Genomic DNA, 12,596 nt, shown 5'->3' with positions numbered 1-12,596 from the left:
AAGGAGACCCCGTGATTCCCGACCTGTACCTCGCCGACCTGGAGGCCAAGCCCGCCGCACTGGCCGCCCTCGCCGGCACCCTGGAGGCGGGCGATCCCTTCGCGGGGATTCCCGCCGGGATCCGGCGGGTGCTCCTCCTCGGCATGGGCAGCTCCCGGTACGCCGCCCAGGTGGCCGCGCTGCGCCTGCGGGCCGCCGGGATCGACGCCGTGGCCGAGTACGCCTCCGCCGCGGCGTCCTACCCGCCGAGCCCCGACACCCTGGTGGTCGCCATCTCCGCCACCGGCGGCAGCCGGGAGACCCTGGACGCGGTCGCCCGCCACCGGGGCCGGTCCTTCGTCCTCGCGCTGACCAACCACCCGGACTCGGCCGTCACCGAGGGCGCCGACCTGGTGGTCCCGATGGTGGCGGGCGAGGAGCGCGGCGGTGTCTCCTGCCGGACCTTCCAGCACACCCTCGCCCTGCTCCTCGCACTCGGCGAGCGTCTCACCGCATCGGGCGGGGACGTGCCCGGGTTGATCCGCCGTACGGCCGAGGCCACCGCCGACCTGCTCGACCGCCGCGACGAGTGGCTGGAGCCGGCCGCGACGCTGCTCGACGGCCCGAACGGCGTCTACACGATCGCTCCCGCCGAGCACCTGTCCTCGGCCGAGCAGTCGGCCCTGATGTTCCGCGAGGGGCCCCGCAGGGCGGCCGACGCGTGCGAGACCGGTGACTGGGCCCACGTGGACGTCTACCTCACCAAGACCCTCGACTACCGCGCCATCCTCTTCCCCGGCTCCCGCTACGACGAGCAGGCCATGGACTGGATCCGGCAGCGCGGCTCCACCGTCCTGACGGTCGGCGGCGAGCTTCCCGGCGCCAAGGCCTCCGTCCGCTACCGCCACGACGACGACCCCGACGTGGCGCTCCTGACCGAGACCCTGGTGGCCGAGCTCGTCGCCGCCCGCTGGTGGCTCGCCTGAGACCGGCGTCCGCTCCGCCTGACGCGGTACGCCCGCCGTCCCACGCGCGTACCGGATCTCCGTGAGACGCGGCGCGTGCGAGGAACGGGCCTATTCCTTGAGGTGGTTGAGTACGCGTTCGAGGAGGTCGGGCCCGGGACCCGCCGCGCTGACCCGGGGGTGGTGGATCCGCACCAGCCCTTCGGACTCCATGTCGGAGACCAGGACGCGGGTGACGCCGAGGGGGACCCCCAAAAGCGCGGATATCTCAGCGATCGAGCGGATACTTCGGCACAGATCGCTGATGAAACGATATTCCCGGATATAGGAGAGGCCGAGCGGGGCCGTGGTCGTGGTCGAGACGAGTGCCTCCATGGCGAGCTTGGAACTCGGGACGACCCGCCCCCCGGTCACCGCGTACATCCGGATCAGCGAGCTCTCCTCCTCGGCCGGCTCCTCGTCCTCGTCCTCGGACGCGTATCCGAAGCGCCCGCCCCGCCGGGCCGCGGCCGTCTCCTCCTGAGCCTCGTATCCCCGCGCCCCGGCCGCGCCGACGAACGGCACGAACCCCGGCCTCTCCTCCGGCGAGCCGTATCCCCGCGCCCCGGCGGAAAACCCGTACCGAGGCGTGTCGTCCCACCGCTCCTGCCATGAGGAGGCCCGGCCGTCGGGAAGCTCCCGCCCCTGGTCCCGGTTGTCGGCCCGCACGCTACCCCTCCCTGTCCGGGAGCTCGTTGCGTGCCCTGCGCACACCCTCCTGGAAGCTCGACATGCGGCTGCGCATCTGCTCCGGCGAGAGGCGCGGCGCGTCCGGCGCGGGGGACGGCTCGGGTCCCGCGACCGGCGCGACCGAGCCGGGGACCAGGTTGGCCCGGGGGGTGCGTCTGGGCAGGCCGGCCTCGGTCGTACCGCCGTGCGCCGGAGCGCTCACCGCCTGCGCGGCCTGCCAGCCGCTGTCACCGGGCGAGGTCCACGGCTCCGGCTCGACCGGCGACCCCTCCGGCGCGGAGTCGTCGGGAGCGTCGTCCGCCTCGGGGCGGGCCGTCTCCGCACCGGAGTCCCCGGCGGGATCGGCGATCCGGAACCAGGCGGACTCGACCGCGGCGAAGATCGGCAGGAAGTCGTCCTCCCGCTCGGCCGGGACCTCGCCGGCGAGGGGGTCGGACGCTCCCGGAAGAGGGTCGAACAGGCCGGGGGGCGGCTGCGGGAACTCCCCTCGCTCCCCCGGAGGACGGAACCGCTCCGCGGGCGGGCTCCACACGTTCCGCTCGGTCGCGTCCGGCCCGCCCTCCTCGGTGAGAGGTGCCTGCGTGACCGTGGGCGCCGCGAACACGGGAACTCCCCGGTGCGGGAACGGCGCGGGCGCGTCACCCGGGACGTGCGGGAACGGCGAGTCGGGTGAATCGGGCGCCTCACCGGGGAACAGGTGACCGGTCTCGCCCCGCGGGAAGCCGACCACACCGGCGGGCAGCCCCGCGCTCGGCGACGTACCGGGGAAGACGGCCGAGGGCCGCGAGGAACCGGGCATCTGTTCCCCGATGGGCGGCAGGACGAGAAGCGACTCCGGGAGCAGGACCATCGCGGCCAGACCGGAGTCCTGCGGGCGGAGCTGGACGCGGATACCGTGCTTGAACGCGAGGCGGCTGACGACGAACAGACCCATGTGGCGGGCGACCGAGGCGTCGGCGGCCTGCGGGTTCGCCAGCCGCCAGTTGGCCTCGGAGAGCTCGTCGAGCGTCATGCCGATGCCCTTGTCGGTCACCGACACCATCACACCACCGCCGTCGATCCGGCTGTCGGACACCGTGACCCTCGTGGTCGGCTGCGAGAACGAGACGGCGTTCTCGATCAGCTCGGCGAACAGGTGGACCACGTCGCTCACCGCGGGACCCGCGACGGCGACCTCCGCCCGGACCCGGTTCGTCACCCGCTCGTAGTTCTCCACCTCCGACAGCGAGGCCCTGACCACGTCCATCAGCTCGACCGGCTGCCTCCAGCGCCGCGCCACCTCCTGTCCGGCGAGGACGAGCAGGTTCTCGCTGTTGCGGCGCATCCGGGTGGCGAGGTGGTCGAGCTTGAACAGGTCCGCCAGCCGCTGGTCGTCGCGCTCGCCGCGCTCCAGCCGCTCGACCAGGGTGAGCTGGCGTTCCACCAGGGTCTGGCTCCGCCTGGAGAGGTTGACGAACATCGCGTTCACGGTGTTGCGCAGCCTCGCCTCCTCCCCCGCCAGCCGGACCGCCTCCCGATGGACCTCGTCGAACGCCCTGGCGACCTCGCCGATCTCGTCACGCGACAGTACCCCGATCGGCGACACGTCGGCGACCATGCTCTCACCGTGTCCACCGTGCGATTCGCGAACCCGCTGGACGTACGCGGGCAATCTCTCCCCCGCGACCTCCAGGGCCTCCCTGCGCAGCCGCCGCAGCGGCCTGACCAGCGAGCGCACCACCCAGATGGTGACCACCAGCACGAGCGCCATCAGGGCGGCGACGGCCGCGGCGACCATCAGGGCACGGTTCTGCTCGTCGTCGCCGAGTTGCTGGCTGCGCGCGACGATGACCTGGGCGTGCCGCTCCTCTGCCCCGCGCATGTGGCCGATGGTGACGGTGGCCGCGTCGTACCACTCCTTGGCGTCGTCCTTCCGCTCCAGGTCCAGGCCCTTCAGCGAGTCGCCGGAGGCGGCGCGGAGCAGGACCAGCTCGCGGATGAGGTCGGCGCGTTCCGCGGTGCGGCCGTTGACGGTCTCGTCGAAGAGGCGGCGCTCCCTGCTTCCGGCCTCGGCGGCGAAGGTCCTGCGCTCGTTGCGCTCGATGGAGATCGCGCCGAGGAACTGCTCCATCTGTCCCTGCTCGAACCGTCCCGCCACGAGCACCACCGCGAGCAGCGCCCGTTGGAGGGAGAGTGCCTCCTTGGCGCGGGCGAGCGCGTCCAGGGTGAGCGCCTGGCCGAAGAGGACGTCGTCGTCGCTGCCCTTGCCGAGTTCGTCGTGCAGGGAGAGCAGGTCGGCGATGACCAGGGAGTAGGCGGCGATGGTCGCGTCGGGCAGCAGCGTCGACTTCAGTGCCTGCTCGCGCAGCAGGTGAAGGTCGTCCAGACGGGTGATCGCGCTCTCGACCTCGTCCCTGGTACGCCCGCTCACCCCCTCACCGAGCAGCGAGCCGCTCTCGCGGACGCGCTCCGCGGAGCCGTCGACCAGATCCATCTGGGCCCTGATGTTCCTTACGCCGCCCTCAGGGCGGCCGAGGGCGATGAACCAGGCGGTGCGATCGCGTTCCTCGGCCAGCTCATGGGTGAGCGCGCCGACGCGGGCGGAGAGCCGGGCGAGGTCGTTGACCCGCTGGTAGTCGCCCGCCGCGCGCAGCGAGGCCACTACCTGGACACCGCCGAGCAGCACCGCGGCGATGGAGGGCACCAGAACGAGCGCGACGAGACGACGGCGCACCCGCCAGTTCCGCAGGCGCAGGCGGCTGCCCGCGCCCTGGATCTCGTGTGTACTCACCGAACGCTGCCCTCTCGGTGGATGAACCCCTGGCCGAATTTCCCGTGGTTCCCGGCAATTCGAGCACATATCAACCGGTGGGGCCAAGCGAACGAAGCTCTATAGATGCGTATTCGTGGTGAAGCAGGGACCGCATCCGGAGCTCCAGCTACGACTGGAACTCCGGTTCTGGTCAGCCGAATAATCTTATTAGGAACTTCCGGACCTCTATGGCCGTTTGCATCGTTCCAAACAGAGGAGGATGGAGGCATCCCCGACGAGCTCCCGAGGAGCGTGACATCGTGATGCACGATATTCGCGATTCGCGCTATACCTCGCCCCCCTGCATCCGTAGTTCTCACCGTGCACCCCGGCCCGCCGAGCCCGGGTGGCGGGCCCTGGAGGAGACCGTGGCCACACCCGGCGACGCCGCGCGTCAGGTTCGCGGCTCCCGCTCGACCGTTCGTGTCCTGCCGGCGCTCATCGCACTGCTCCTCTCACTCGCCGCCTGCACCGGGGAGGCGGTCGCGCCCGCGCCCCGGGCATCCGACGGCGAGACCGTGAGGATCGCCGTCAACGGCTGGGCGGGCTCCGAGGCGAGCGCCGCGGTCGTCGGCCGCCTGCTCACCCAGGAGCTCGGCTACCGGGTGGAGACGGTGAGGCTCGACCCGCTCCGGTCCTGGGAAGGGCTGGAGAGGGGCACGGTGGACGTGATCGTGGAGAACTGGGGGCAGGAGGCCCTGAAGCGGACCTACATCGAGGAGAAGAAGGTCGCGGTCTCCGCGGGAAGGAGCGGCCCCACGGGGGTCGTCGGCTGGTACGTCCCCCAGTGGATGGCGGACGAGCATCCCCAGATCACCGACTGGCGGCAGCTCAATAAGTACGCACATCTCTTTAAAACGGATAAATCCGGTAATTTAGGTCAACTGCTCGACGGGGATCCCTCGCATGTCACCAACGACGAGGCCCTGGTCCGCAATCTCGGCCTCCACTACAGGGTCGTCCACGCGGGCAGCGAGAAAGCGCTGATCGACGCGGCCAGGCGGGCGACCCGCAACCGGACCCCGCTGCTGATGTACTTCTACGAGCCACACTGGCTTTTCGGCCAGATCAAACTGGCGAAGGTCAACCTTCCGCCGTACGCGATCGGCTGCGACGCCGACCCCGCCAGGATCAGGTGCGACTACCCGCCGTACCTGCTCGACAAGATCGTGAGCAGGCGGTTCGCCGACACCGGCGGCAGGGCCTACGAACTGGTCAGGAACTTCAACTGGACGAGCGAGCAGCAGAACGCGGTGGCGAGCGACATGACCGACAATGGCCTCGGCGCCCCCCAGGCGGCCCAGAAATGGATCGACGCCAACAAACTAACCTGGAAGGAGTGGGTGCCGGGCTGACGACTCCCGGCTCACGCCCCGCCGGGGAAGACCCGGACCCCTTCTCCGGAGACGACCCCGCCGAGCACGGAACCGTCCCGGAGAAAACGCCGGACTACGCGGACGTCCCAGAGGCCGTGCGGACCCGCAGAACATGCTCGACCAGAGTGATCAGCGTGCGCTTGACGGAGTCGCGGGAGCGGGCGTCGGTCCGCACGACGGGAATGTGCGGAGCCAGCGTCAGCGCCTCCCGCACCTCCTCCTCGTGGTGCGGGAACTCCCCGTTCCAGCCGTTGACACCGACCACGAACGGAAGCTTGGCCTCCTCGAAGTAGTCGATCGCCGGGAAGCCGTCCGCGAGCCGGCGGGTGTCGATCAGAACCACCGCGCCGATCGCGCCGCGGACCAGGTCGTCCCACATGAACCAGAACCGGTGCTGACCCGGCGTACCGAACAGGTACAGGATCAGGTCACGGTCCAGGGAGAGCCGGCCGAAGTCCATCGCGACCGTGGTGGTCGTCTTGTGAGGAGTCAGCCCGAGGTCGTCGATCCCGGCGCTGGCGTCGGTCATCACCGCCTCCGTGGTCAGCGGCAGAATCTCCGACACCGAACCCACGAACGTGGTCTTGCCGACACCGAACCCGCCCGCGACAACGATCTTCGTTGACGTCAGGCCACTCTGGCTAGAGCCTGCGAAGTCCACTGAGAACCCTTTCGAGCATGTTGAGGTCCGGTTGTCCCTCGTTGAGATGCGGCTGGTGGATACGGACGAAGCCCTCATCGACCATATCGGCCACCAGCACGCGGGCCACGCCGAGCGGAACCTTCAGGAGAGCGGATATCTCGGCGACCGAACGATACGAACGACAGAGCCTGATGATCGCATCCTGTTCGGGAGTGAGCAGCGCCAGGTCCTCCTCCATGATGAAGGAGGAGGAGACCAGTGCCTCCATCGCCAGGTGGAAACGAGGCTCCGACCTGCCACCGGTCACGGCGTACGGGCGGAACAGAGGCTCGTCGTCCTCGGTTCCGTCAATCCCGAGCACGGGCCTCTCCCGTGATGAGACCGAACGGGAGCGCGGTCATCACCGGCCCCGGGAAGACTGCAGCTCGGCGCGGAGCGCCGGGGTGAGCACCTGTCCCGCCCGCTCGACGAGCAGGGTCATCTGGTAGGCCACCAGACCCATGTCGCAGTCGGGGGAGGCGAGCACGGCGAGCACGGAGCCGTCGCTGATCGCCATGACCAGCAGCAGGCCACGCTCCATCTCGACCACGGTCTGGGTGACGGCGCCCCCCTCGAACACCCGCGAGGCACCCACCGTCAGGCTGAGCAGTCCCGCCGCGACCGCGGCGAGCTGATCCGCCCTGTCCGGCGGAAACCCCTCGGAACTGGCGATCCTCAGCCCGTCGGCGGAGACGCACACCGCGTGCGCGACACCGGGTGTGCCACGGACGAACTCGGTGATCAGCCAGTCGAACCTGCGTGCCTCATGACTCAGGGTCGTCACGAGCCTTCCTCCTCGTCAACCAGGCTTCTGGTGGTGGTTTCGACTACTTCGGCGCGGCCCCGCCGTACGCCTTGCTGGAAGCTCGACAGACGGTTGCGCACCCTGTCCGGCGACAGGGGCGGCATGGGGCTGGCCGGTACGGCCGCGGCCGTACCGGGTACGAGGTTCGCCTTGGGGGTGCGTTTGGGCAGCCCCGCAGCGGTCACCCCGCCGAGCGAGGGTTCACTCGCCGCCTGGGCGGCGCGCCACCCGGCGTCGGCCGGGGTGTTCCAGCTGTCGGGCTCCTCCGCCGGAACGGACTGCTCGGCGGCCACCGCCCCCTCCTGCTCTCTCGTCCGCGGTGTCTCGTGAGCCGGCATGCCGGTCGGGGGTGTCGGCTCCTCCGGCTCGTAGGACCCGCCCTCCGGCCCGGCGCCCTCGGAGCGGCGGAACCAGGCGGACTCGATCGAGGCGAAGATGGGCAGGTACTCCTCCTGCTCGGCTTCGAGCGAGGAGACGCCCACCGTGGGCATCTCCTCCGCCGTCTCCTCGTACGAGGACTGGCTCCAGGCGGAGAAATCGGAGGCGGGAGGAGCACCGTTGCCGTTGACCTGACGCTTGGGCAGGGGCTGGCCGCCTCCCTCGGAGGCACCGGAGGAAACCGGCCAGTCCTGGGCCGGGCGGTCGGCGGAGCCGAACGAGGGCAGATCCACGGACGCCTGCCCGAACGAGGTCTGTCCGAAAGGATCACGTCCGAACGGGTCCTGCCCGAACGGAGACTGCCCCTGCTCGAACGAGGGGTGGGTGTGTCCCAGCCCCGGCTGGGACTGCCCGTAGGAGAACTGCTGAACGGGCGGGCGACCCGCGGTGGACGGCTGGGCGGAGAGATCCCGCGAGGAAGCCTGCTCGCCACCCCACGAGGGCGTCTGCACCGGCTGGGGTGCCTGGACGACGAGCGCGGGCGGGAACAGGACCATGGCGACGAGACCGCCGCCCTCCTGCGGGCGCAGCTGGACCCGGATGCCGTGGCGCAGCGCGAGGCGGCCGACCACGAACAGGCCCATGCGCCGCGACACCGAGACGTCGACGACGGGCGGGTCGGCCAGCCTGCGGTTCGTCTCGACCAGTTCCTCGTGGGTCATGCCGATGCCCGGGTCACTCACCGCGAGCAGTGCGCCGCCGCCCTCGATCATGCTGCTGGAGACCACGACCTGGCTCGTCCGGGGGGAGAACTGGATGGCGTTCTCCACCAGCTCGGCGACCAGGTGCACGATGTCGTTGGCGGCGCTGCCCGCGACCGAGATCGTCCGGTGCACCTTGACCTGGACCCGCTCGTAGTCCTCGACCTCCGACAGGGAGGCGCGGACGACGTCGACGAGCTTGGCCGGCTGGCTCCGCCTGCGGGTCGGCTCGTGACCCGCGAGGACCAGGAGGTTCTCGGAGTTACGCCGCATGCGGGTGGCCAGGTGGTCGAGCTTGAACAGGTCGGCCAGGCGGCGGCCGTCCTCCTCGCCCTTCTCCAGACCGTCGATGAGCGAGATCTGCCGCTCGACCAGGGTCTGGGTGCGCCGCGACAGGTTGACGAACATCGCGCTGATGTTGGACCTGAGCTCGGACTCCTCGGAGGCGAGGCGGACGGCCTGCCGCTGCACCTCGTCGAAGGCCCTGGCGACCTCCCCGATCTCGTCGCTGGTGTCGATCGAGATGAGGTCGACGTCGGGCTCACGGGCGTCGCCGGAGACCCGGAGCCGTCGCACGATCTCGGGAAGCCTGAAGCTCGCGACCTCCAGCGCCTCGGCGCGCAGGCGACGCAGCGGCGTCACCATCGAGCGGGCGATGACGACCGTGAGTCCGAGCACCAGCAGGAGCAGCAGCAGGATCAGCCCCGCGGTGATGATCGCGTTGCGCTGCTCGGCGTCCTGCAGATCCCTGGCCCTGGTGACCACGTCACCGGCGACCTTGTTCTCGACCTTCCGCATCTGGTCGAGGACCACGGCGTTGTCCGAGAACCACTGCTTGACCTCGTTGAAGTTCGACAGCAGCCGCCCGGTGCGCGCGGGATTGCTGGCGAGCACGATGACCCTGGCCTTGGTGAGCTCGGCCCGGTGGACCCTCTCGTCGATCAGGGCGCTCGCGAGAAGCTGCGCGTTCGCCGGGGTCGACTCGACGCCGAAGTCGGCCTGGTACTCGTCCATCCGGGAGCGGGAGGCGATGAACTTCTCGATCTCCTGCGGGGTGATGAGCGTGGGCGCGTAGTAACCGGCCAGCAGCCGGGCGCGCTGCTTGGAGACCTCCTCCTTGGCGTACGCCAGATCGCTGAGCGCGCGGGTGTTACCGACGATCTCCGGATCGTCGCTGACCAGGGTGAGCTCCTCGTGGAGGGTCAGCAACGGAGCGATCATGAAACTGTATCGTTCCATCCGGTTGATACCGGGCAGAGCACGCAGCGCGGGGAGGCCGTCCAAATGGTAGGTCACGTTCTTGGCCGCCTCGACGATCCTGGCTCCGTAGGAGTCGTCGATCGCCTGGACTTCCTGCCGCACCTTCCTCACCAGCGCGTCCACGGTCTTCCGCTGCGCGTCGGAGCTGTCCTTCAGGCTCTTGTTCGTGGGCTGGAACGACGACCAGGCACCGCGGTCACGCTCCAGGCCGAGCGCCTGGGCGAGGTCGCGGAGTCCACCGGAGTACTCCGCCGCGGCGGCGGTCCGCTGGTAGACCGCCACACTGTCGATGGAGGCCACCACCCGCGTGCCGGCGAGCACGACGCCCACCGCCGTCGGAACCAGGATCAGGGCCGTCAGGCGCGAACGGACGCGCCAGTTCTTCAAGCCGAAGCGGGCGGCAGGCCGCTTAGCGCGGTCGGGTGCCGAAGCGCCCCCGCCCTCGGATGTCGCCGTAGTCACCGCTCTCGATACCCCTCAATCACGACACAAGTGGACAACATCACACCACAAGGTCACGAGTAAGAATCGGCAAAACCGACATAGCGCCTTTAATCGTTACGAAGGCGACTAGGGACCGATTTTTTACGGTTATCGCAGGGCAGCGAGCACTTGATCGCGTACCTGTGCCCGCTGGACCTCGTCGGTCAGTGGGCGACCGGCTCTGTCGACCACGTAGAAGACGTCCACCGCCTCTGCGCCGAGAGTCTCCACACGGGCGGCCCGTACGTCAAGGCCACATTCACCAAATGCTCTACCAATCCGCCACAAAAGACCCGGACGGTCATGGGCGCGTACCTCGATGACGGTCGCGGTGTTGGAGGCGTCGTCCACCAGGTTCACCCTCGGCGGCGCCACCGGCACCCGGGCCGGGCGCATCGACCTGGTCCTCCTGGCCAGGCGTTGCTCGATGTCGAGACGACCGGCCAGGACGAGACGCAGGTCGGCCTCCAGCGTCGCGGGGTCGGGCGGCGAACCGTACTCGGGAACGACCGAGAACTCGATGACGGCGGTCGCCCCCGCCGAGGCCGCCGACGCGGAGCGGACCACCATCCGATGCGCGGCCAGCACCCCGGCCGCGCGCCAGAGCAGGCCGGCGCGGTCGGGCGCGACCACGGTGACCGCTCCCCCGTTGATGCGCACGGCGCCGCCGCCGTGGCGGGCGAGGGAAGCCTGCTCCACCGAGAGCGAGGGCGCGGGACGCAGCGGGGTTCCCGAGAGCGCGGAACGCACCCGGCGTACCAGGTCGGCGACGAGCGAGGCCTTCCACGAGTTCCAGGCGGCGGGCCCGGTGGCGTGGCCGTCGGCCACCGCGAGGGCCGCCAGCAGTTCGAGGACCTCACGCGAGCCGACGGCCTCGGCCACCCGGGAGATCGTCACCGGGTCGTCCAGGTCGCGGCGGGTGGCCGTCTCGGGCAGCAGCAGGTGGTGGCGGACCACGGTCTCCAGGATGTCGACGTCCGCCGGGGGCAGGCCCATCCGGGTCCCGATGTCGCGGGCGACGACGGCGCCGGTGGTGGAGTGGTCACCGGGATAGCCCTTGCCGATGTCGTGCAGGAGCGCGGAGATGAGCAGCAGATCGGGCCGCGAGACCTCGCGGGTGAACGAGGCGGCCCCCGCGGCGGCCTCGATCAGATGCCGGTCGACGGTGTAGCGGTGCACCGGATTGCGCTGCGGTCGGTGCCGCACCCGCTCCCAGTCGGGCAGCAGGCGGACCAGCACTCCCGCCTGGTCGAGCTCCTCCCAGACGGGCACGGCCGCGCGGCCGGCCCCGAGCAGCGCCACCAGCGCGTCACGCGCCTCGTCCGGCCAGGGCACGGGCAGCGGCGGCGACTGGGCGGCCAGCGTGGTGACCGTGGCGGGCGCCAGCGGCAGCCCCGCCTCGGCCGCCGCCGCGGCGGCGCGCAGCACCAGCACCGGGTCCTTGCGCGGGTTCACCCCGCGAGCGAGCACGACCTCTCCGCCGTGCTCGACGACGCCGTCGGCGAGCGGGCGGCGACCACGGGGGGTGGGGCCGGTGAGCAACCGGTCGACGGTGCGCCAGGTGGCGTCGAAGGCGTGCCCGATCGTCCTGGCGGCCTCGGCGAGCCTGCGCATCAGCGCCTCGGCGTCGAGCAGCCCGAGCATCCCGGCCACGGCGTCCTGCTCCTGGAGCACCAGCCTGTCCGCGCCGCGGGCGGTCACCAGGTGCAGACCGTGCCGGATGTCGAGCAGCAACTCATAGGCCTCACGGACCCGGGGACCCGGGGCCGAGGCGACCCAGGCCGCCGCCACCGCCTGCATCGCCTGCACGTCGCGGATGCCGCCGCGGGAGTCCTTGAGGTCGGGTTCGAGCAGGAACGCCAGCTCGCCGCTCGCCTCCGCCCGCTTGTCCGCGGCGTCACGCAGCTCGCCCAGGCGGCGCCGGGAGTCGGCACGCCACTCGGCGAGCACGATCTCACGCGCCGAGCGCGTCAGCTCCGGGTCTCCGGCCACGTGCCGCGCCTGGATCAGGCCGAGGACCGCCTTGAGGTCCTCCCTGGCGACCTTGGCCGCCTCGTCCACCGTCCGCACCGAGTGGTCGAGACCGACCCCCGAGTCCCAGATCGGATACCAGATGCGGTCGGCGACACGCGCGACGTCCTCCCGCCCGTCGTGCAGCAGGACCAGGTCGAGGTCACTGCCCGGCGCGAGTTCGGAGCGGCCAAGGCTCCCGACCGCGACGAGCGCGACCCCGTTGAGGGCGCCGCGCTCGTCGTTTCTCGTCGTTCCCCCGTTAGGCCCGTACGGCGTACCGCAGGCGGTGCGGACCAGGTCCGTCAACCAGCGGTCGATGTCCGCGGCCCGTTCCTTACGGGCCGCGGCGTACGAGCGAGCGTCGCCTCTCACCG

At 70.7% G+C, this 12,596-nt stretch carries 9 protein-coding genes; 2 read left to right on the top strand and 7 right to left on the bottom strand.

Annotated features, from left to right (window positions below; genetic code table 11):
* The first annotated feature begins 11 nt into the window (after positions 1 to 11).
* Positions 12 to 965, top strand: coding sequence for an SIS domain-containing protein (locus AB0B90_RS25900; protein WP_350948718.1), 954 nt, complete (start codon positions 12 to 14; stop codon positions 963 to 965).
* Positions 966 to 1,055: 90 nt separating this feature from the next.
* Here the strand turns inward: AB0B90_RS25900 and AB0B90_RS25895 are convergent, their stop codons facing one another.
* Both AB0B90_RS25895 and AB0B90_RS25890 read right to left on the bottom strand, forming a co-directional pair.
* Positions 1,056 to 1,652, bottom strand: a complete 597-nt coding sequence (locus tag AB0B90_RS25895; protein ID WP_350948719.1) for a DUF742 domain-containing protein — start codon at positions 1,650 to 1,652, stop codon at positions 1,056 to 1,058.
* Between the two features lies 1 nt (position 1,653).
* Positions 1,654 to 4,443, bottom strand: a complete 2,790-nt coding sequence (locus tag AB0B90_RS25890) for a nitrate- and nitrite sensing domain-containing protein (RefSeq protein WP_350948720.1) — start codon at positions 4,441 to 4,443, stop codon at positions 1,654 to 1,656.
* Positions 4,444 to 4,832: 389 nt separating this feature from the next.
* On the opposite strand from AB0B90_RS25890, the gene AB0B90_RS25885 reads away from it, so the two are divergent.
* Positions 4,833 to 5,819, top strand: a complete 987-nt coding sequence (locus AB0B90_RS25885; protein WP_350948721.1) for an ABC transporter substrate-binding protein — start codon at positions 4,833 to 4,835, stop codon at positions 5,817 to 5,819.
* Positions 5,820 to 5,913: 94 nt separating this feature from the next.
* On the opposite strand, the gene AB0B90_RS25880 is transcribed toward AB0B90_RS25885, so the two are convergent.
* From AB0B90_RS25880 to AB0B90_RS25860, 5 genes are all read right to left on the bottom strand, one after another.
* A complete protein-coding gene (locus AB0B90_RS25880) occupies positions 5,914 to 6,501 on the bottom strand; it encodes an ATP/GTP-binding protein (RefSeq protein ID WP_350948722.1) in 588 nt (195 codons plus the stop codon).
* Positions 6,482 to 6,844: a DUF742 domain-containing protein gene (locus AB0B90_RS25875; RefSeq protein ID WP_350948723.1), complete on the bottom strand. Its 363-nt coding sequence runs from the start codon at positions 6,842 to 6,844 to the stop codon at positions 6,482 to 6,484. The genes AB0B90_RS25880 and AB0B90_RS25875 overlap by 20 nt, the downstream gene beginning before the upstream one ends.
* A 39-nt stretch (positions 6,845 to 6,883) precedes the next feature.
* Entirely contained in the window at positions 6,884 to 7,297 is a 414-nt protein-coding gene (locus AB0B90_RS25870) for a roadblock/LC7 domain-containing protein (RefSeq protein WP_350948729.1), read from the bottom strand.
* A gap of 5 nt (positions 7,298 to 7,302) precedes the next feature.
* Complete coding sequence (locus AB0B90_RS25865) at positions 7,303 to 10,113, bottom strand: nitrate- and nitrite sensing domain-containing protein (RefSeq protein ID WP_362925182.1); 2,811 nt, start codon at positions 10,111 to 10,113, stop codon at positions 7,303 to 7,305.
* Positions 10,114 to 10,317: 204 nt separating this feature from the next.
* Positions 10,318 to 12,594, bottom strand: coding sequence for a [protein-PII] uridylyltransferase (locus AB0B90_RS25860; RefSeq protein WP_350948725.1), 2,277 nt, complete (start codon positions 12,592 to 12,594; stop codon positions 10,318 to 10,320).
* Between the last annotated feature and the right edge of the window lie 2 nt (positions 12,595 to 12,596).

The sequence above is a fragment of the Streptosporangium sp. NPDC049078 genome, assembly GCF_040648855.1.
Taxonomy (GTDB): Bacteria; Actinomycetota; Actinomycetes; order Streptosporangiales; family Streptosporangiaceae; genus Streptosporangium.
This window is presented reverse-complemented; position numbering and strand designations above follow the sequence as displayed.